This window comes from Saccharomonospora amisosensis (assembly GCF_011761185.1).
Lineage (GTDB): Bacteria > Actinomycetota > Actinomycetes > Mycobacteriales > Pseudonocardiaceae > Saccharomonospora_A > Saccharomonospora_A amisosensis.
This window is the reverse complement of record NZ_JAAOYM010000001.1, coordinates 1,475,443-1,494,882: the sequence shown is the minus strand read 5'-3', so window position 1 is coordinate 1,494,882 and position 19,440 is coordinate 1,475,443. Positions and strand designations below refer to the sequence as shown.

The 19,440-nt window shown below is 71.1% G+C and carries 19 protein-coding genes; 5 read left to right on the top strand and 14 right to left on the bottom strand.

The window, feature by feature from the left end:
• Window positions 1-38: 38 nt before the first annotated feature.
• Window positions 39-437, top strand: a complete 399-nt coding sequence (locus FHU38_RS07360; RefSeq protein WP_167168053.1) for a PPOX class F420-dependent oxidoreductase — start codon at window positions 39-41, stop codon at window positions 435-437.
• Window positions 438-459: 22 nt separating this feature from the next.
• Here FHU38_RS07360 and priA read toward each other — a convergent pair whose 3' ends face one another.
• Genes priA through FHU38_RS07330 form a run of 6 tightly spaced genes read right to left on the bottom strand, consistent with a single transcriptional unit; the run spans window position 460 to window position 4,904 of the window.
• Window positions 460-1,200 carry a bifunctional 1-(5-phosphoribosyl)-5-((5-phosphoribosylamino)methylideneamino)imidazole-4-carboxamide isomerase/phosphoribosylanthranilate isomerase PriA gene (gene priA, locus FHU38_RS07355; RefSeq protein ID WP_167168050.1) on the bottom strand — a complete coding sequence of 247 codons (741 nt, stop codon included), beginning with the start codon at window positions 1,198-1,200 and terminating at the stop codon, window positions 460-462.
• 57 nt (window positions 1,201-1,257) lie between these two features.
• On the bottom strand, window positions 1,258-1,887 hold the full coding sequence (hisH, locus tag FHU38_RS07350; RefSeq protein ID WP_167168047.1) for an imidazole glycerol phosphate synthase subunit HisH: 630 nt from the start codon (window positions 1,885-1,887) through the stop codon (window positions 1,258-1,260).
• Window positions 1,888-1,897: 10 nt separating this feature from the next.
• Window positions 1,898-3,079, bottom strand: coding sequence for an MFS transporter (locus FHU38_RS07345; protein ID WP_167168044.1), 1,182 nt, complete (start codon window positions 3,077-3,079; stop codon window positions 1,898-1,900).
• A gap of 44 nt (window positions 3,080-3,123) precedes the next feature.
• Entirely contained in the window at window positions 3,124-4,131 is a 1,008-nt protein-coding gene (locus FHU38_RS07340; RefSeq protein WP_167168042.1) for a PHP domain-containing protein, read from the bottom strand.
• Between the two features lie 3 nt (window positions 4,132-4,134).
• Window positions 4,135-4,635 (bottom strand): metallophosphoesterase family protein, encoded by a 501-nt coding sequence (locus FHU38_RS07335; protein WP_167168039.1) that lies wholly within the window; start codon window positions 4,633-4,635, stop codon window positions 4,135-4,137.
• Between the two features lie 17 nt (window positions 4,636-4,652).
• Window positions 4,653-4,904: a hypothetical protein gene (locus FHU38_RS07330; RefSeq protein WP_167168036.1), complete on the bottom strand. Its 252-nt coding sequence runs from the start codon at window positions 4,902-4,904 to the stop codon at window positions 4,653-4,655.
• A gap of 259 nt (window positions 4,905-5,163) precedes the next feature.
• On the opposite strand from FHU38_RS07330, the gene FHU38_RS07325 reads away from it, so the two are divergent.
• Both FHU38_RS07325 and FHU38_RS07320 read left to right on the top strand, forming a co-directional pair.
• Window positions 5,164-7,281 (top strand): VanW family protein, encoded by a 2,118-nt coding sequence (locus FHU38_RS07325; protein ID WP_167168033.1) that lies wholly within the window; start codon window positions 5,164-5,166, stop codon window positions 7,279-7,281.
• Window positions 7,282-7,385: 104 nt separating this feature from the next.
• A complete protein-coding gene (locus FHU38_RS07320; RefSeq protein ID WP_167168030.1) occupies window positions 7,386-7,574 on the top strand; it encodes a DUF5302 domain-containing protein in 189 nt (62 codons plus the stop codon).
• Between the two features lie 64 nt (window positions 7,575-7,638).
• Here the strand turns inward: FHU38_RS07320 and FHU38_RS07315 are convergent, their stop codons facing one another.
• Window positions 7,639-8,718 (bottom strand): Glu/Leu/Phe/Val family dehydrogenase, encoded by a 1,080-nt coding sequence (locus tag FHU38_RS07315; protein WP_167168027.1) that lies wholly within the window; start codon window positions 8,716-8,718, stop codon window positions 7,639-7,641.
• A gap of 173 nt (window positions 8,719-8,891) precedes the next feature.
• Between FHU38_RS07315 and FHU38_RS07310 the strand changes: the two genes are divergently transcribed.
• A complete protein-coding gene (locus FHU38_RS07310; protein WP_167168024.1) occupies window positions 8,892-9,629 on the top strand; it encodes an alpha/beta fold hydrolase in 738 nt (245 codons plus the stop codon).
• Between the two features lie 13 nt (window positions 9,630-9,642).
• Here FHU38_RS07310 and FHU38_RS07305 read toward each other — a convergent pair whose 3' ends face one another.
• Complete coding sequence (locus FHU38_RS07305; RefSeq protein WP_313886687.1) at window positions 9,643-10,806, bottom strand: DegT/DnrJ/EryC1/StrS family aminotransferase; 1,164 nt, start codon at window positions 10,804-10,806, stop codon at window positions 9,643-9,645.
• Window positions 10,803-11,630 carry a tryptophan 2,3-dioxygenase gene (locus FHU38_RS07300; RefSeq protein WP_167168018.1) on the bottom strand — a complete coding sequence of 276 codons (828 nt, stop codon included), beginning with the start codon at window positions 11,628-11,630 and terminating at the stop codon, window positions 10,803-10,805. The genes FHU38_RS07305 and FHU38_RS07300 overlap by 4 nt, the downstream gene beginning before the upstream one ends.
• A gap of 18 nt (window positions 11,631-11,648) precedes the next feature.
• Between FHU38_RS07300 and FHU38_RS07295 the strand changes: the two genes are divergently transcribed.
• Window positions 11,649-12,326 (top strand): creatininase family protein, encoded by a 678-nt coding sequence (locus tag FHU38_RS07295; protein WP_167168015.1) that lies wholly within the window; start codon window positions 11,649-11,651, stop codon window positions 12,324-12,326.
• 67 nt (window positions 12,327-12,393) lie between these two features.
• Here the strand turns inward: FHU38_RS07295 and FHU38_RS07290 are convergent, their stop codons facing one another.
• From FHU38_RS07290 to FHU38_RS07270, 5 genes are all read right to left on the bottom strand, one after another.
• Window positions 12,394-13,212 (bottom strand): hypothetical protein, encoded by an 819-nt coding sequence (locus FHU38_RS07290; protein WP_243852208.1) that lies wholly within the window; start codon window positions 13,210-13,212, stop codon window positions 12,394-12,396.
• A 27-nt stretch (window positions 13,213-13,239) separates the two neighbouring features.
• Complete coding sequence (locus FHU38_RS07285) at window positions 13,240-13,668, bottom strand: hypothetical protein (protein WP_167168012.1); 429 nt, start codon at window positions 13,666-13,668, stop codon at window positions 13,240-13,242.
• A complete protein-coding gene (locus FHU38_RS07280) occupies window positions 13,665-14,210 on the bottom strand; it encodes a hypothetical protein (RefSeq protein ID WP_167168009.1) in 546 nt (181 codons plus the stop codon). Before FHU38_RS07280 ends, FHU38_RS07285 begins: the two co-directional genes overlap by 4 nt.
• A complete protein-coding gene (locus FHU38_RS07275; protein WP_167168006.1) occupies window positions 14,192-14,659 on the bottom strand; it encodes a hypothetical protein in 468 nt (155 codons plus the stop codon). Before FHU38_RS07275 ends, FHU38_RS07280 begins: the two co-directional genes overlap by 19 nt.
• A 239-nt stretch (window positions 14,660-14,898) precedes the next feature.
• Entirely contained in the window at window positions 14,899-19,374 is a 4,476-nt protein-coding gene (locus tag FHU38_RS07270; RefSeq protein WP_167168003.1) for a WD40 repeat domain-containing serine/threonine protein kinase, read from the bottom strand.
• Window positions 19,375-19,440 lie beyond the last annotated feature (66 nt).

Genomic DNA, 19,440 nt, shown 5'->3' with positions numbered 1-19,440 from the left:
TTCGGGGCACCATCGGGCACCCGGGCTAGCCTGGCCGCATGCGAGCGGAGCTGGACAGGCTGGCCGAGGAACCGTACGTGCTGCTGACCACCTTCCGCGCCAGCGGCGAGGGTGTCGCCACCCCGGTGTGGGTGGCCCGCATGGACTCCGAACTCGTGGTGTGGACCGAACGCAAGGCGGGCAAGGTCAAACGCGTCCGGCGAAACCCGAGGGTGGAGCTGGTGGCGTGCGACTTCCGGGGACGCGACACCAGGGGAGCGACGGTCACCGGCACGGCGCGGGTGCTGGCCGACGACGACGACAGCGAACGGGTCCGGCGAGCCATCGCCCGCAAGTACGGCGTCGTGGGCAAGGTGTCGATGTTCCTCTCCCGGCTGCGGGGCGGGCGGCAACGCACAGTCGGCCTTGCCATCACCCCTGACGGCGCAGCGGGTTAGCGACGCTGAGCCGCAACCAGCCTCAACCAGCCCGCGACACCGCGGCGAGCGCCTCGGGAAGGGTGAACGCGCCGGCGTAGAGCGCCTTTCCCACTATCGCGCCCTCGACGCCGTCCGACTCCAGCGTCGCCACTGCCCGCAGGTCGTCCAGGCTGGACACACCCCCGGAGGCGATCACCGCCGCGTCGGTGCGCGCCGTGACCTCCCGCAGCAGCTCCAGGTTCGGGCCGCCCAGCGTGCCGTCCTTGCTGACGTCGGTCACCACGTAGCGCTGGGCACCGTCGCGGTCGAGGCGCTCGAGCACCTCCCACAGGTCACCCCCGTCGCTGGTCCAGCCCCTCGCGGCGAGCCGGTGCCCCGCGCCGGTGATGCGCACGTCGAGTCCGATGGCCACCCGGTCCCCATACGCGGCGAGCACCTTCGCGCACCACCGCGGATCCTCCAGAGCCGCGGTGCCAAGGTTGATCCTGCGCGCCCCGGTGGCCAGCGCGGCCCGTAGCGAGTCGTCGTCACGGATGCCACCGGACAGCTCGACGTCCACATCGAGCTTGCCGACGACCTCGGCCAGCAGTTCCCGGTTACTGCCCTTGCCGAAGGCCGCGTCGAGATCGACCAGATGGACCCACTCCGCGCCGTCGCGCTGCCAGGCCAACGCGGCGTCAAGCGGGGAACCGTAGGACGTCTCGGTCCCGGCCTCGCCTCGCACCAGGCGAACGGCTTGACCATCGGCGACATCGACTGCGGGAAGGAGGGTCAGGGTCACCGGGCCACTATAGGAAGCGGCCCCCGCCTCACCGAGTGGAGGGTGCCACGCGGTTGGTCACAGCGTGCCCAGCCAGTTGGCCAGCAGCCTCGCGCCCGCGTCGCCCGACTTCTCCGGGTGGAACTGGGTGGCCCACAGCGGACCGTTCTCCACCGCCGCGACGAAGTCCTCTCCGTGATGCGCCAGCGTCACCTTCGGCTGCCCGCCGGGGAGTCCGGAGACCAGCTCCCAGCGCCGCACGGCGTAGGAGTGCACGAAGTAGAACCGGGCATCCGGGTCGATCCCCTCGAACAGCCGCGAACCCGGCGGCACCTTGACGGTGTTCCAACCCATGTGGGGCAGCACGTCGGCGTGCAGCCGCTCGACCGTGCCCGGCCACTCGCCGAGGCCCTTGGCCTCCACGCCGTGCTCGACACCGCGCTCGAACAGCACCTGCATGCCGACGCAGATGCCGAGCACCGGCCTGCCGCCCGCCAGCCGCGTGCCGACGATCTTGTCGCCGCCGACGGCCAGCACACCCTCCATGCAGGCGGCGAACGCGCCAACGCCGGGCACCACCAGCCCATCGGCCTCGAGCGCGGCATGCGCATCGGAGGTCACCTCGACATCGGCGCCTACCCGCCGCAGGGCACGCTCTGCGGAACGCAGGTTCCCGAAACCGTAGTCAAGGATCACGACCTGAGGCACGGTTTCCAGCCTAACCGCCGCCGCGGGCGCGCCACGCCACGGGCAGCAGCACGAACGCGGCCACCGCCAGCACCCCGAACGCCACGGGGAAGCCGACCTGCGCCGCGACCGCGCCGACGGCCACCGCGCCGAGTCCCTGGCCCGCGTCGAAGGCCACGTTCCACGCGACGCTCGCGGTGCCCGCCGAGGTGCGCGCGAACATCGCCACCAGCGCGTCGTTCTGAACGACACCGAATGCGGCGCCGAACAGACTGACCGCGCCTACCGCGAGCACGGGATGGGCCGTCAGCACGGCGATTCCGAGCAGGCCGAGCCCGCAGGCCAGCAGCGCGCCCGGCAGCATCCGGCCGGGGCCGCCCAGCCGGTCGCCCACATGCCCGGCCACCCAGCGGGCCAGCATCCCGGCGCCGGGAGCCGCGAACAGCGCCACCGCCGCGACGGGCGCGGACAACATGAGCGGAAGGAACGTCGCCAGCGCCCCGAACCCGGTCGAGGCCACGAGCATCGGCAGCCACGGCCGCCACACGGCCGCGGTCACCTGCCTGGCGCCGACCGGCCCGCCGTCGCTCACCCGCCGCCGCGCCGGTCGAGCGGCCGGCAACGCGAGGGTTGGCAGGATCGCGGCCAGCGGGATCGCGGTGGCCAGCACGAACACCGGCACGAAACCCCAGCTCTGCGCGATACCCGTGCCAATGGGTAGCCCTAGCAGTTGTGGCAGGCCGACACCCAGCCCGTACAGGCCCGAACCTCGGGCGAGCGAGCCCGCGGGCAGCAATTCGGCGATCAGTGCGCTGCCGCACACGGTCAGCAGGCCGAACCCGAGGCCGCGGACCAGCGAGATGGCCAGTATCGCCGCCGGAGCCGTGCCGACCGCCAGCAGCGGTGACGGCAGGCCGAGCAGCAGGATGCCTGCCAGCAGGCCCGCTCGGTAGCCGTACCGCCGGACGAAGGCGGGAACCGCGAACTGCGCGAGCACGGTGGCGGCCATGAAAACCCCGGTAGCCGCGCCCGCGGTCACCTCGCCCGAGCCCTGCCGTACCGCCCACAGCGGAACCACCGGCAGCAGCAGCGCGTAGCCGGAGAAGGCGCCGGCCGAAGCCACCAGCATCAGCCGGAAGGGCCGGTTCGCCAGCGGTGAGGTGGATTGCTCGGCCGCGCGGATCGCGGAGCGCAGCATGGGCACGAACCACATCTAGTACGCCCGTACCTATCTTGTCCAGTCGCCGTCCGGTCGTCTCAGTGCCCGGACGCCCACGCGATGAACTCATCGGCGGGAAGGGTGTTGACCACGTCGGCAGGTCGGACCCCGCACTCGGTGGCGCGGGCACAGCCGTAGGGCAGCCAGCTCAGCTGACCCGGCGCGTGCGCGTCGCTGTCGATGGCGAACCGGCAGCCCAGCTCGCGGGCAAGGCGCAGCAGCCGCCTCGGCGGGTCGAGGCGTTCCGGCCGGGAGTTGATCTCAACGGCGACGTCGTTGTCCCGGCAGGCGGAGAACACCGCCCTCGCGTCGAACCGCGACTCCGGCCTGCCACGGCCTTTAAGCAGCCTGCCGGTGCAGTGGCCGAGGATGTTGACCCTCGGGTCGGCCACCGCGGTGAGCATCCGCCGCGTCATCTCCGGCTCCGGCATGCGTAGCTGGGAGTGCACGCTGGCGACGACCACGTCCAGTTCGGCCAGCAGCTCGGGGTCCTGGTCCAGCGTGCCGTCGGGCAGGATGTCCACCTCGATTCCGGTCAGCACCCGCAGCGGGGCGAGCGTGGGGTTGAGTTCGGCGATCACTCGCAGCTGCCCGCGCAGCCGCTCGGCGGAAAGGCCACGCGCGACGGTGAGCCGCGGCGAGTGGTCGGTGAGCACGAGATACTCGTGCCCGAGCTCGCGGGCGGCCAGCGCCATCTCCTCGATCGAACTACCACCGTCGGAGTAGTCCGAATGCGTGTGGCAGTCACCGCGCAGCGCACGCAGCAGCTCCCCTCCGTCCGGCAGGTCCGGAGCGCCGCGCGTGGTCACCTCGGTGAGGTAGGCGGGTTCGCGGCCTGCCACGGCATCGGTCACGACGCCCGCGGTGGTGGCGCCGATGCCGGACAGTTCGGTGAGCGTCGCGTCCCGCACCCGCCGCGCCAGCTCGTCCTCGGGCAGCGCCGCGATCACGGCCGCCGCCCTGCGGAAGGCGCGCACACGGTAGGTGGGAGCCCCCGCCCGCTCCAGCTGGAGTGCTATCTGCCGCAGTACACCTACCGGATCCACTGCTCACCCCGCCGGTAACCGATGCAACTCGACGCCCGACAGCTCGCCGCCCGCCACGCTCGCCGTCAGGTAGGTGTGGTGAGGTTGCCTTCGGCGGTCGGTCGGAGAGCCGGGGTTGAGCAGCCGCAGACCGCCCGCCGTCACGCTGTCCCACGGAATGTGGCTGTGGCCGAAGACGAGCACGTCCGTGTCAGGGAAGTCGCGCTCGCATCGCTGTTCACGGCCCTTGGCCGGACCCGTCTCGTGTACGACGGCCAGCCGCAACCCGGCCACCTGCGACCTCGCGACCTCGGGCAGCCGCGCCCGCAGTGCAGGACCGTCGTTGTTGCCGTACACGGCCAGCAGCGTGCGCGAGCGGGCTCGCACACGGTCAAGCAGTGTTTCGCTGACCCAGTCGCCCGCGTGCACGACGAGGTCGGCGGCGTCCATCTCCCGCCACACCAGCGCGGGGAGGTCCTTCGCGCGCCGCGGCACGTGAGTGTCGGACATGATGAGCAGCCGCACACCCACCACCTTTCGATTCAGCCACCCAGGTTGGAGACCGCCGTGCGCAGCCCCGCCGCCAGCTCGTCGAGTTCGCGCGGGGACGGCTCGTGATCGAGCAGCCGGTCGCGTAGCTCGTCGCGGGAGGCGACGACCAGCGCACCAGCGTAACGCGGCGACCCCAGGTCCGGGCCGCCGAGCAGGTGCACCCTGCCCTCCAGCAGCACCAGGCTGGCATCGGGCAGGTCGCTGGCGAGCAGCGACCGGACGTCGTCACCGGTGATGCTCATGGTCGTCACGCTCCTTCGTCGGAATCGGCCGGTCGCCGACCGGGTACCCCGACCGGCGCAACAGAATGAGCCGAATCGACACATTCGGCCGCGATCCGTACCGGTTCGTGCCTGGTTCGTGCCTGGATCCTTCCGGTTCGTTCCGGTTCGGCCCTACCCGGCAGGCCTGGACAGGGGGCTGGTGCACGGAGTGTCGGAGCCGCCACGTATCTTTTCCGCGGAGTCCTGGCCCGTCGTCGCCAGACGTGGAGGGGTTGTCTTGCCGCAGGATCGCCAGTGGCCCGAGTCGCACAGCGAGCAGACCGACGTGCTGCCTGTCGTACCGCCTCGTCCGGAAGGCGGAGGCGCGCAGCACGGTAACGAGCACGCTCAGCACGGCAACGAGACCACGCAACACATCCCGCAGACTCCCGGCGAGTCCGCCACACCGGGCTCGACCACACCGGGCTCGACCACACCGGGCCCCGCCGCACAGAACTACGCCACCCAGAGTTCCACCGCGCAGGACCCCACCACACAGAACTACGCGGCACAGAACTACGCGACGCAGAACTACGCGACGCAGAACTTCGCGGCGGCGGACTCCCCAACGCGCGACCTGCGGCCGGTGGGTGACGCCACGCAGTCCACACAGTCCTCGCAGTCCACGCCCGCCGAACAGGCCGCACGGGCCGCGCAGGCCCTCAAGGAGTGGCTGCGCAGCAAACCCGCGCTGGTCGCGGGGGCGGTGCTCGGTGCTTTGGTGCTGATCTACGGGCTCGACGTGCTGGTCACCAACGGCGACGTGCCGCGGGGCGTCACGGTGGCGGGTGTCGAAGTCGGCGGCCTCAGCCACACCGAAGCCGAGGACCTGCTGCGCAAGCAACTCGAACCGCGCATGAACCAGCCGGTTGCCTTCGTCGCGGGCGACGTACGCGACCAGTTCGAGCCCAAGGAGGCAGGCCTTCGACTGGACTGGAAAGCCACCCTCGAACAGGCGGGCGACCAGCCACTCAACCCGTTCACCCGGATCGCCTCGTTCTTCACCACCACCGAGGTGGGCGTGGTGACGCAGGCGGAACCCAACCAGCTCGAGAACGCGATGGCGGCGTTGCGCAACAAGATCGACCGCAAGCCGGCCGAGGGCAACATCGTGTTCGAAGGCGCCACGCCGGTGCCCGTGGAACCCAAGAAGGGCCAGGAACTCGACGTCGAGCGGGCCAGGGCGACGATCCTCGCGCACTGGGTCTCCGGACAACGACTCACGCTGCCCGTCAGGTCGACCCCGGTCACCATCACGCCGGAAGCGGTCCAGACGGCGATGGAGCAGATCGCCAAGCCCGCCGTGTCGGCGCCGGTGGTCGTGCACGGCGAGGGCGCTGACGGCAGCCTCGAGCCCGAGGAGATCGCCGCAGGCCTGTCGTTCGCCGCGGAGAACGGGGCGCTGGTTCCCAAACTCGACCAGAAGAAGATCGTCGCGGGCGTCGAGGAGGAACTGGCGAGCACCGAGCAGGAGGGCAAGGACGCCACGATCGTCTTCGACGGTGACCAGCCCCGCGTGGAGCCCTCGGTGGACGGCAACCAGATCAACTGGGGCGAAACGCTCAAACCACTCGCCGAGGTGCTCAAGAAGCCGGACGGCCGCGAACTCACCGCGCTGTACGAGAAGAAGCCCGCCAAGATGACCACCGAGGACGCCAACAAGCTCGGCATCAAGGAAGTCATCAGCGAGTTCACCACAGGCGGGTTCGCCGCAGACTCCGGCGTGAACATCCGCAGGGTCGCCGAGCAGGTCAACGGCGCCATCGTCAAGCCGGGCGAAACCTTCAGCCTCAACGGCCACACCGGGCCACGCACCAAGGCACAGGGCTACGTGGAAGCCGGGATCATCGACCACGGTGCCCCGGGCAAGGCGGTCGGTGGCGGCATCTCCCAGTTCGCCACCACGCTCTACAACGCCTCCTACTTCGCGGGCATGACCGACGCCGGACACAAGGAACACAGCTACTACATCAGCAGGTATCCCGAGGGCAGGGAAGCCACGGTGTTCCAGAACCCGGACGGCTCCAGCGTCATCGACCTGCGGTTCACCAACGACAGCCCGACCGGTGTGGCCATCCAGACCATCTGGACGCCCTCCAGCATCACGGTGCGGATGTGGGGCACCAAACACTACGACGTCCAGTCGGTCACCGGTGACCGGACCAACTTCGTGCAGCCACAAACCACGGAGGGCCCCAAGGAGGACTGCGTGCCCAGCGAAGGGGCACCCGGCTTCACCGTCACCGACACCCGCATCATCCGTGACGCGAGCACCGGGGCCGAGATCCGCAGCGAGTCGCGAACGGTGAAGTACAACCCGCAGAACAAGATCGTGTGTAAGAAGCGCGACGACTGACCGCCACACCGTCGGCACGATAATCCGCTGGCCCCGAGGGGGCGCGGCTGCCAGGCTGAGTGGGTAGGCGACAGCTGGGCGCCGCGATCCTGTGGGAGGCAACCATGACCGAACCGGCACCGTCGGGCGAGGACGAGCACGACGCCGACGTGAAGCGCAAGTTCCGCGAGGCGCTGCGCCGCAAGCAGGCCAAGGCCAAGGCGGGTGCCCCCCACGAGAACTTCGGTTCCCGGATCACGCAGGCGCACGGCCCGGCCGCGCACAAGCGCGACTTCCGCCGCAAGAGTGGCTGAACCTCACCGTATGCGGCCCCGGGCCCGCCCGTTCGGCGCCCCGGGGCCGCCCTACCTCGTCAGCTCACGGGGACGGCACGAGGATGGAGCGCAGCCTCGGCACCTCGGCCATCCGCCGCTGCGCCAACCGGTCGGCCGCCGTCACCGGCGGCACACCCTCTTCGGCGGCCAGCTCGAACACCGCCTTCGCGGTGTCGTACAGCCTGCCTGCCCTGCGCTTGGCGCGCTCGAAGTCGAAACCGTGCAGCTCGTCGCTCACCTGGATAACGCCCCCGGCGTTGACCAGGTAGTCGGGCGCGAACAGGATGCCGCGCCCCTCGAGTAGCTTCTCCACCCCGGCGTGGGCGAGTTGGTTGTTGGCCGCGCCGCACACCACTCGCGCCCGCAGCACCTCCACCGCCCGTTCGTCGAGCACCCCGCCGAGCGCGCAGGGAGCGAAGATGTCCAGGTCCGCCCGCAACAACTCGGCGGTGTCCGCGACCACGTCCACCCCGGGATGCGCGGCGCGCACCCGGTCGATCGCCTGCTGCGACACATCGGTGACCACCACCTGCGCGCCTGCCCGCACCAGGTGGTCCACCAGCAGGTGCCCGACCTTGCCGACACCTTCCACACCGATCCGCCGACCGCGAAGCTGCGGGCTGCCCCAGACATGCTCCGCGCTGGCCAGCATCCCCTGGAAGACCCCGTAGGCGGTCAGCGTGGAGGAGTCACCCGCGCCACCCTCGTCGACCGAGCGTCCCGTGACGAAGCGGGTCTCCCTGGCCACGACGTCCATGTCGGTGACGTAGGTGCCCACATCGCAGGCGGTGATGTAGCGACCACCGAGCGACTGCACGAACCGGCCGTAGGCACGCAGCAGCGCTTCGGACTTGTCAGCAGACGGATCACCGATGATGACGGCCTTGCCGCCGCCGAGATCCAGCCCCGCCAGTGCGTTCTTGTACGCCATGCCCTTCGACAACGCGAGTACATCGGACAGCGCCGCCGCTTCGTCGGCGTAGGGGTAGAACCGGGTGCCGCCCAGCGCGGGCCCCAGAGCGGTCGAATACACCGCGATGATCGCCTTGAGCCCGGTTCGGGCGTCGGCGCAGAACACAACCTGCTCATGGCCGCTGTCGCGGCCGAAAACACCTTCGGTCACGGTGGTGACTCCTTTGTCGTGCGCGTCCGCGTCGGCTTGTGGTCGCGCGAACGCTGCTTGCCGGTGTGCGGCGACCGGCCACGGAAGGTCGATTCCGAGACGATCAGGCGCCGCTGCCGTAACTATCCCAAACGACCTCCCCCGACGGCACCGTGATCGGGCAGGATCGACGCGTGACCGATACCGAACCCGTGCTGTTGCTGCTGCACGGTCTCGGCGCCAACCGCCACGTGTGGCGGGGGCTGGAACGCGTGCTCACCGACCGCTGGCCGGGCGAATGCGTCACCCCCGACCTTCCAGGGCACGGCGAGGCGCCCGCGCTGAGCCACTACTCGTTCGGCCGCATGGCCGCCGAGGTCGCCGACACCGTCGCCGGTCGAGACCGCGTCGTGGTGCTCGGCCACTCGCTCGGTGGCGCGCTGGCGCTGACGTTGGCGTCAGGCTGGTTCGGCGTGGGTGTCAGCGCGGTGTGCGGGCTCGGCATCAAGCTTCGGTGGTCCGCCGAGGAACTGGCCAGGGCGGCACAGTTCGCCACCCGGCCACAGCGGGTACTGCCCGACCGTGCCGAGGCCGCGAGCCGCTGGCTGCGTGGCGCGGGCCTGGCCGGGCTCGCCGGCGAGGACGGTCCCGAGGTGGCCGCCGGGATCGCCGAGACCGACGGCGGCTGGCGGCTCACCGTGGACCAGCGGGCCTTCGCCGTCGGGGCCCCCGACATGACCGGGCTGCTGTCCGCCTGCCGTGCCAGTGTGGTGCTCGCCGCGGGCGAGTCCGACCCGATGTGCCCGGCAGCGCACCTGCGGGAGCACGTTAACGACCCCGTGGTACTGGCCGGGCTCGGCCACAACGCCCACGTGCAGGACCCCTCGGCGCTGCTACCGCTGCTTGACCGACTCGCCGAAGCGGCTCGCTAGGCGGTTTCGCTCCTCAGCGCTCGGCGACGCGGCCCAACGTGGCGACCGCGGTGTCGAGTTGCTCTTCGGACAGGTAGGGCGCGGGGCCCAACCGCAGGTATGGGCCCCTGCTGTCGGTGTGCACGCCGTGCATCGCGAGCGCGCGGCGCAACCCGTCGGCGTCGGCGCAGCGCAACGCCGTGAAGCCACCGAACTCGGTGCGAGGGGTGTCCCTCTCGCGAGCCACGACCTCCTGCGGCAGCGCCAGCCCGTCCACCCCGGCCGCGATGCGCTCGTTCTGCCGCAGGTAGCTCTCGCGCAGCCGGGCTGGGGTGAGGCCCTGTTCGGCGAAGAAGTCGAAGACCCGGGCGGCGCGGTAGTGACTGGCCGGGTCGTAGGTGGCGCCCGCGAACCGGTCGGCACCCGCCGGGTAGTCGACGCGGCTGGCACGAGCGGTGTCGGCCAGTTCGGTGAACCCGGCGAACCAGCCGGTGACCACAGGGCGAAACTCGTCGGCGTGCTCCGGCAGCCGCAGGAAGCAGTTGCCCTCGCCGAGCTGGAGATACTTGTAGCCACCACCCAAGATCCAGGCGGTCTCCAGGCCCTCCTCCGGCACCGAGGTCGGCACCGCGCCCAGTGCGTGGTAGGCGTCGACCACCAACTCCACCGACCGCCGCGCGCACACCGAGGCCAGCTCGCCCAGGTTCGGCACGATCCGCGACGTCTCGAACAGTACCTTCGAAACCAGCACCGCCGAGGTACGCCCGTCGACGGCGTCGGCGAGCCGCTGCGCCAGCGTCGGCACCGGCTCGGTCGGCACCTTGACCAACTCGACGCCCTCCTCCGCCAGCCGCGCGAGCTGGCGGCGCGCGGAGTGGAACTCGCCCGTCGTGGTCACCAGCCGGGGGCGCTTGCGCAGTTCCAGCGCGGACAGCAGGCGCACCAGCAACTCGTGGGTGCTCGCGGCGAGAGCCAGCCGCGCCTCCGGTTCGCCGAGGAAGCCACGGAAGCCGTCGCGGACGCGCTCCGCCTTGGCGAAAGCCGCCTCCCACTTGGCGTCGACGTCTCTCGCGGCGTCGTCGAACGCCTCGAGCAGCCCCTGCCTCGCGACGTCGGGCCACGCCTGGTGCGAGTGGCCGGTGAGCAGTAGCCGGTCGGCGACGCGGAACCGCGAGTAGTGCGCGGCCAGGCCGTTCACAGCCTGCTCCGCACGGCCCACAGATCGGGGAAGGCCGGTGTGGACAGCGTGGTGCGCAGGTAGGCCGCTCCCGAGGAGCCGCCGGTTCCCGTCTTGTCGCCGATGGTGCGTTCCACCATCTTGACGTGGCGGTACCGCCACTCCTGCAACCCCTCGTCGAGATCGACGAGGTGCTCGCAGACCGAGGCGGGCCCCGCGTCGTCGCGATACACCCGCAGCAGGACGTCCTGCACCGCGGGTGACGGGCTCAGCGGCAGGCTCACATCGCGCTCGGCGGGCAGGTCGTAGCCGTGCGCGCGAAGGTAGGTCAGGAACGAGTCGAACAACGAGGGCCGCGACATGGCGTCCGCGATCCGGTCCCGCGCCTGGCTACCGGGAGGGTAGTGCTGGAACACCTTCGGGTCCCGCCTGCCGAGCACGGCCTCCAACTCGCGGAACTGGCCCGACTGGAAGCCGCTCGCCGCGTCCAGCCGGGCTCGGAAACTGGTGAACTGGCTCGGGGTCATCGTTTCGAGCACGTCGATCTGCGCCACGACGACCTTGAGCACCGTCAGGATGCGGCGCAGCGTGCGCAGCGCGTGCGGGGTGTCGCCGGATTCCAGTCGCCGCTGCAGGAACGCCAGTTCGTGCAGCAGTTGCTTGAACCACAACTCGTACACCTGGTGGATCACGATGAACAGCAGTTCGTCGTGTTCGTTCGACCTGGGTCGTTGCGCCGCGAGCACCTCGTCGAGCGCGAGGTAGGACGTGTAGGTGAGCGCGGAGTGGTCCGGCGGCGTGGTGTGCGCCGGCACCGCCGCGTGCGACTGGTCGCTGCCTGCCATGCTGAGTAGCTTAGGCCCGTGCGTTTCGCGGAGCTGTCCTCGCCGCAGGTGGCGGCACTGCGACAGGGGCCTCGGGTGCCGGTGCTGCTATTGCCGATCGGTGCGGTGGAACCGCACGGGCCGCACGCACCGTTGGGCACGGACCAGCTGATCTCGCAGAGCATGTGTGAGCGGGCGGCGGCGCGGCTGGCCACCGACGAGCACGTCCGTGTACTGATCCTGCCCCCGCTCGGCTACGGCGCGGCCCGCTGCGCGGCCGCAACCAACGGTGCCGTGGGAATCGGGCAGGAGACACTGCACTCGCTGATCGTTGATGTCTGCACCGCGCTCGGTGAGCAGGGACTGCCGCGGGTCGTGCTGGTCGACAGCCATGCCGCACCGGAGCAGTTGGCGACGTTGCGGCGCGCCGTGCACACGGTGGCCCTGCGAAGCGGCCAGCACATCGGACACCTCGACCTGGCATGTCACCCCGCAGCGCGGCGGCTGCCGGCGCAGTTGCGTGCCGGACAGTGCCACGGGGGCCGCTGCGAGACCTCACTCGTGCTGGCCGAACGCCCCGAACTCGTCGACACGGCACAGCTGCGTGACGTAGCCGCCTGCGACGGCTCGCCCTTCGAGGCCACCGGCGCCGAGGGCGAATCGACGTTCGACACGTTGACGGCGATGCTCGTCGAGGTGATCCGGGAACTGGTGTGAAGGCGAAGACCGCTTCGGTGAGGCCGTGCTCGCTCATCACGCCGTTCGCTCAGCACTTCGCACCCGATCACCGCCGCTCGCGCGCGGCCCGTTCCACCTCGTCCAGGTCCTCGGCGGTGACCAACCTGCGCTGCGCCGCGCGTTTCGCCACGGCGAACCGCGCGTTGAACAACTTGCCGTCCCGCGCGGCGGTGTAGGGGTCGGCCTCCTCCCCGAACGCGATCCGCGAGATCTTCTTGACGGCCTCGTCGACCCGCCTCGGGTCTGCGAGGTTCCACGCCTGGCCGCCTCTCCAGTGACTGACCCTGCGGTGAATCTCCTGGTGGGTGGGCACCCGCGCCTCGTCGTCCTCGCCCGCCAGCAGCGGCTCGGTCAGCGCGAGCGCGACGAACCAGACCTTGGAGTAGCGGGTCAGCGCCTGCGGGGCCTCCGCGGTGGCCGGGGTGCCCGTTCCGGTGGCGTCGGCAGGCTCCAGTTCGGTGGGCTCGCCTCGGCCACGCGTCCCGGCCACCAGGAAGGTCAGCGCCAGATCGGCCGTGCGCTGCCCGAGCGCTTTTGCCCCGAACACAACCAGCTCGTTCTTACCGTCATCGAGCACTGTGGACATTCCGCGTACCAGCGTGACCCTGCGTGCGCCCCCCGGCGCCTCGAACAGGCTGGACAGCATCGCCTCGTTCGCACCGCGCCACGTCAGCCGCGCGGCGCCGTCGGAGACGACCAGGTCTGCGAGCACCCGCGACACGTGCGGGGCGCAGCCCGGCACGGCCACCGCGTACCGGCCCGGCTGCCTTGCCGTGCCGTGCGGTGCCCGGCCGAACAGCAGGCGCTCCCCCGAGGTCAGCGCCACCGGGTGCAATTCGGGCGAACGCATCGTCACTGTCAACATCGGCCTTTCCTCCGGCTCGCTCGCGGTTCACCAGCGCGGGTCGCGTGGTCGCCAGCCCGCGTGGTGCACCGCCGCCCACAGCAGCACCCCCAGCAGTGCGGGCAGCAACGCGAGTGGCACGAACTGCCGTGCCGCCACCGAGATCAACAGCACCATAACCACCTTCACGGCCAGGTAGGCATGCACACCCCACAACCGCCGCAGCCACGCCGCCGTGAGGAAGGCCAGTGACACCACCGCCTCCACGAGCGACAGCACCGCCAACCGGGTCGACAGGTCGTCCAGTTCGCGGCCGTGTTCGAACTCGTCGGCGACCAGTGCCACACCACTCACCATGGCGTAGACGTTGGCCAGCGTGAGCAGTGTCAACAGCACCACAACCGGTTTGCCGAGTTCGCGATCGGCTTCGCGGCGCCCCGACGGCAGCCGTGTGCCGCCCGCGTCGTTCGTGGTCATTTCACGTCCTCCACCTTCGTGAAGCCGAGCGGCTCGACGTCCGCGCGGGGCAGCGGTTCCTCGTAGACGAGTGCGCTGATGCCGGTGCCGACCGTGTACTCCAGATAGGAGCCGGTGGTGGCGTCGCGGCCGTAGTAGGTCTCACACGAGCCCTGCCCGCTGTAGTAGACGCCGTCCATGGCGGGCGCGGGCACCGGCTGCGATTCGGTGCCACGCCCCTCCCAGCGGTAGGTCGGGGTGAGCGAGGCGCAGTACGACACCGGCAGCCCGGTGAACACGTAGTAGCCGACCAGCTGACCGTTGCCCGCCAGCAGGTACACGTAGGAGAGCTTCTCCGGCTCGTCCCAGGTCTTGATCCAGTAGTTGATCGTCTCCCTCGTCGGGCTGTAGCTCATCTGCTCGGCGGGCTGTGCGCTGGTGAGCCGGTCGTAGCCGCCCTGCTGCCTGGCGCGCTCGTGGTCCTGCGAGGTCTCGGTTGTGCAGCCTGCCGCGAACAGCAGCACCACCACGCCGGCGAGTGCCTTCACCTTCGCGGTACGCATGAGGTCTCCTCCTCGATGTCGAGCTGGCGGGGCAGCCCCAGGTCCCGGAACCTGCCTGTGGTTGCCGCCTTGCGCGCGTCGGCGTTGTACTCGTGGATGGCCGAAGCCCTGCTGGAACGCAGGGCGGTGAGCGTGGTCCGGACCTGCTCGGCGCGCCGCTGATCCGCGCCGGGCAGTTCCGCCTCCAGTTGCGCGATGGTGCTTTCCTTGCTCTGGACGGCCGCGCACAGGTCGAAGAAGTGTTCGTAGGCCGCGATGCGGTAGTCGCCCCCAGCCTCGACGCGCTCGCGTTGCGCCTGCTGGCCGCGCAGCTCGGCGGTAGTGGCGGAGAACCACCCCCAGCCGAACGTCCACATCAGAGCCAGCACCAGGACCGTCACGACGGTGACCGCGCCGAGCCCGGTCACCGTCGCGCTGAGCCGCCAGCCGTGCCGCATCACCGCTCTCACGGCCGCCACCCCGTTCGGGACCGGCGGGGCGCCGCCCCACCGTTGCGCAAGATCACCTTCGAGCTGCCCGGGTCGCGATGCCACCGAGGCCGTGCCGGCGACACCGCACGGACGAGCGCGCGTACCGCCGGTCGCCATCGTCGTTGTTTCGGGTTCATCCGCCGCTCCTTGTCGTCACGAAGGAGACGATGGCGCAGCGGGGGTGGTCGGCGGCAGCGGAAGGTTCCGCCCCGGCGGGCTCAGTCGCCGCCGCAGCCGAGGTCCGCGGTCGGCTCTCCCACCTCGGCCAGGCTTCGGCAAACACGCTGGACGACCGCGTCGGTGTCGATGCGCCACATCGCCACGTCGGTGTCACTGCCCGCCCTGGCGAGCACGCCGCCGTCCGGTGAGAACGCGAGGTCGTTGACTTCGAAACCATTTCCGGAGTTCAGCCTCGCCAGCAGGCTGCCTTCGGCGAGGTCCCACAGCCACACCGTCGCGTCGTCGGTGGTTGCGGTCGCGAGCGTGGAGCCGTCAGGAGCGATCGCCAGCGCCCGCACGGCGGAGGGATGGTTGCCGAACTCGCGGCGCAACCGTCCGGTGTCCGCGTCGCGTACCTCGATGTGCCCGTTCAACGACGCGAGCACCAGGTTCCGGCCGTCCGGGGTGAAGGCCGCGTCGAGCACCGGGCTGTCGACGGCCACCTCGGTGGGTCGGGCGGTGAGGTCGCGGGCGGGCCAGCTCAGCAACCTCACGGCGGCACCGCCCACGCTGTCGGTGACCTGCGCCGGCTCCTCGCTGCTCGCGGCGAGCAACCGGGAGCCGTCCGTACTGAACGCCAGCGCCGACACGCCGCCGGGCACGTCATCCAGCCCTGCCAGTCGCCGCCCGGTCGCCAACTCCCACACCCGGATGCGCGAACCCTGCTGGTCGACGAGCGAGCGAGCGCTCGCCGCGGCGAGCAACGTGGAGTCGGCGGAGATCGCGAGGTGGCCGCGGAACTCGGCGCCGAGTTCCAGCGTCAGCGGTTTTCCACCCGGTGGTTCCACCGTGATGGCGCCGTCCAGGGCGCCGACCACCCTGGTGCCGTCCCCGGCGTAGGCGACCGCGGTGGCGATCGAGGTCAGTTCGCGTGGCGCGGCTGCCCTGCCGGTGGAGTAGTCCCAGGTGTACAGCTTGCCGTCGCCATCGACGGCAGCCGCGTGGGTGCCACCCGGCTGGAACGCCAGGCCCAGCACCGACCCGGTGGCCCGCTCGAACCAGGCGCCGCTGCGGGGCCAGCTGAGGATGCCACCACCGACCTGGGCCGCCACGGTGGTGCTGCCGTCGGCGGATGCGGCGAGCGCGATGACGGTCTGCCCCACCACCGGCCCCTGCCCAGGGCCGTTCGGGTACTCCCCGAGCCGCGTGCGGTCAACGGGGTCCCACACGATGACCCTGCCACCGGTGCCGGTCAGCAGGTAGGCACCGTCGCCGGAGAAGGCGAGGGTGCCTGGTCCCTGCGTGGGGTCGCTGGTGTGTCTGGTGCGGTCGGCGATCTCGCCCACGGGCTCGCCGGTGGCGGCGTCGCGAAGCCGGATGTCGTTGTCCGCCATGCTCGCCGATGCCAGCAATCCTTGGGAGAACGCCAGTTTCGCGGGCATGGTCGATTCACCGTCCGGCGCGGCGTCGGAGTGGGCGGTGTCGCGGTGGACCAGTTCACCGCTGTCGGGATTCCACAGTTCCACGGCGCCGTCGATGCGGCCGACCGCAAGCCGTGAGCCGTCCCGGCTGAAGGCCAGGTCGAAGGCGAGCAGGCCGTCCGGGGCGGCGCCGGTCAGCCAGCGCTGAAACCGCCCGGTGCGCGGATTCCACGCGCCGATGCGGCTTTCCGCACCGTCGGCGGTCTGCGCGGCCAGCGCCGTGCCGTCGGCTCGCCACGCGATCGGCCCGAGGGCCACCGCACCCTTGTCGAGCCGGGCGAGCCGCCGACGTTGCGCCACGTCCCACACCCCGACCTTGGCTTCGCCGAAAACCGCGACGGCGAGCATGCCCGCGTCCGGGGAGAACCGAACCGCCTGCACCGGGTCCGAGCCCAGACCCGTGGCGAGTGTGAACCGCTCGCCTGAGGTGGTGTCCAACACGACGACCTCAGCGCCGGACCGGCCCATTCCACCGATCGCGACCAAACCACCATCGGCACTGACGTCGGTGGTGAACACCGGATCGAGCCCGGACTCGTGCCGCACCGGGTAGGTGGCGTTGTCGACCGAGAGCAGCGCGCCGCGCGCCTCAGCCGTCGGCGCCGCGCGCCACGCCCGCAGCGCGGTCCTTCGTGCGCCCACCGGGTCCCATTCCGCCAGCGCCAGCGACTCCGCCGCGAGCTGCCGGGACAGTGCCAGCTGCGCCTGCGTGTCCGCGTCGTCGCGCGCGCTGACCGCCAGCCCCGTGGCGAGAAGTGCCGCGACGAGCAGTACCGCAAGGCCCGCCACGACCCCACGCAGCCGCCTCGTGCTGCGCTGCTGTTCCCGCCTGCTGGCGTCGAGGAATTCCCGTTCGCCATCGGTGAGTTCGCCGTGCGCCTGCGCCCTCTCGACGGCCTCGGCGAGCCGGGCACCCCGGTAGAGGTCGCCTCGGTCGCGGCCTCCCTCTCGCCAGGCGTCGGCCGCCTCGTGCAGCCGCTGCCGCGACAGCAGTTCCTGGCGGTCGGCCTCCACCCACTCGCGTAGCCGTGGCCACGCGGTCAGCAGCGCGTCGTGGGCCAGCCGCACGCCCTCCTCGTCCGCGGTGGCCAGCCGGGCCTCGATCAGTTGGGCGACCGCGTCGGGGTCGAGTTCGCCTCGGTCGGCGCGGCGGCGGGCCATGGCACCGTCCGGCAGCACCTTCACAAGGCGCAGCAGGGTCGAGCGGGACGCGGTGGCGGCCGCGGCGTCCAACCGCTGGTAGAGCTGGTCGGCGCTCACCGCGACGGCTCGGGTGACCCCGCCCGTCGCCTGATAGCCCGCCAGCGTCAACGTATCGCCCTCGCGGTTGTTCCAGGTCTCACGCAGCGCGTGGGCGAGCCTTGGCAGCGCGCCCCGCTCGGCCACGCCGCCGTTTCCGGCACCGATGTCGGCGACGAGCCGTTCGACAAGACCGTCCTCGATGGACAGTCCGGCTGCTGCGGCGGGAACGGTGATGACCTCGCGAAGCCGGGTGGGGCCGAGCGGGCCGACCACCACCGGATTGTCCAGTCCGGCTCGCAGCCGCTCCAGCGCGATGCAGTCGGGCAGGTAATCGGCGCGCACCGCGACGATCACGGCGGCGGGCGAGGCGCAGGCCAGCGCCTCGGAGAACGCGGCGCGGTCGGCGGCGCTCGCGCCGTCGGTGAACAACTGCTCGAACTGGTCCACCACGATCAGCGGCCGCTCACCACGAGTCGGCGTGCAATGCTCACCGAAAGCGGCGGGCTGCCGCCGGATGCTCTCCGCCAGCGCGGCCGGGTCCGCACCGGTCACGGCGGCCAGCCTGGTGGCGAGCGTCTCCACCGGTCGGTCACCCGGGGTCAGCGCCACCCTCGGCCAGTCGCAGCCTGCCGCATCGAGTGCGGGGAACAGCCCTGCGCGAAGCAGCGAGGATTTACCCGTTCCGGAGGCGCCGAGCACGACGACCGGTTCTTTCACCGTCAACTGCCGGGAAAGCCGCACCAGCAGCTCGGTCACCTCTGCGGCCCGGCCGTGAAACCACGCGGCATCGCCCGTGTCGAAGCTTCGCAGGCCGGGATAGGGGCACTGCTCGCCGTCGCCGCCGCGGCCGTTCGCGGGGAGCGAGTGTCGGCGCTGTGCCGCCGACACGATGGCGCGCAGCAACACCTCGTCGCCACCAGCGTCCGGTGACCCGGCCGCGCCGGGCGCGGTGGCCGAAGGCGGCGCCGAAGGTCCCCGGTCGGCGAGCGCGGAGTCGGCGGCTGCCAGCAGTTCGCCCGCGCTCGCGTAGCGGCGGCGGGGGTCCTTGTCCATACCGGTGGCCACGACCAGGTCAAGTGAGGGCGGGATTCTCGGGTCGAACACCGACGGCGCGGCGGGTGGATCGTTCAGCTGCGCGGCCAGCTTCGCGGCCGCGTCGGCGGCGGGGAAGGGCACCTTGCCGGTGAGGCACTCGTACAGCACGCACGCCAGCGAGTACACGTCCGCCGCGCCGGTGACGTCCTGGCCGCGCAACTGTTCCGGGGCGATGTAGTCCAGTGAGCCCACGTAGCTGCCGGTCCTGGTGAGCCGCGTCGCCTCCGGTACGAGCGAAACCGCGATCCCGAAGTCGGTGAGGAAGGCCTGCTCCCCCGTTTCCTCCTCGCCCTCGTGCTCGGCGAGCAGGATGTTCGACGGCTTCACGTCGCGGTGCACGATCCCGGCCTGGTGTGCCGAGTCCAGCGCCGCGGCCACCTGGGAAAGGATCCGCACCGCTCGCCGTGGTTCCAGCGGGCCGTGGCCGAGCACGCGGCGCAGGTCTGGACCTTCCACCAGCCGCATGGCCACGTACAGCCTGCCGTCGACCTCGCCGGCGTCGAGCACCTCGACGATATGCCGATCCGCCAGCCGCGACACCAGCTCGGCCTCGCGCCGCAACCGGTCGGCATGGTGCTCGTCGGCGGTGTCGGTGAGCAGTTTCAGCGCCACGGTGCGGCCGAGCCGGGTGTCCAGCGCGCGGTACACCTGCCCCATGCCACCACGGCCGAGCACGTCGACGATCCGGTAACGCCCCCCAAGTAGCTCGATGGCCACGCGTCGCCTCCATCGCAGTCCAGCACGCGGTCGCTGGTTCAGGTAGGCAGAATACGGGCAGCACCG

Coding starts and splice junctions, on each gene's coding strand:
- FHU38_RS07345 (WP_167168044.1), bottom strand. CDS start 3,079: ATGTGGTTCGTGCCCATGCTGCGCTCCGCGATCCGCGCGGCCGAGCAA.
- FHU38_RS07300 (WP_167168018.1), bottom strand. CDS start 11,630: ATGGCAGGCAGCGACCAGTCGCACGCGGCGGTGCCGGCGCACACCACG.
- FHU38_RS07320 (WP_167168030.1), top strand. CDS start 7,386: ATGACCGAACCGGCACCGTCGGGCGAGGACGAGCACGACGCCGACGTG.
- FHU38_RS07360 (WP_167168053.1), top strand. CDS start 39: ATGCGAGCGGAGCTGGACAGGCTGGCCGAGGAACCGTACGTGCTGCTG.
- FHU38_RS07280 (WP_167168009.1), bottom strand. CDS start 14,210: ATGCGTACCGCGAAGGTGAAGGCACTCGCCGGCGTGGTGGTGCTGCTG.
- FHU38_RS07290 (WP_243852208.1), bottom strand. CDS start 13,212: ATGTTGACAGTGACGATGCGTTCGCCCGAATTGCACCCGGTGGCGCTG.
- FHU38_RS07330 (WP_167168036.1), bottom strand. CDS start 4,904: ATGAGCATCACCGGTGACGACGTCCGGTCGCTGCTCGCCAGCGACCTG.
- FHU38_RS07285 (WP_167168012.1), bottom strand. CDS start 13,668: ATGACCACGAACGACGCGGGCGGCACACGGCTGCCGTCGGGGCGCCGC.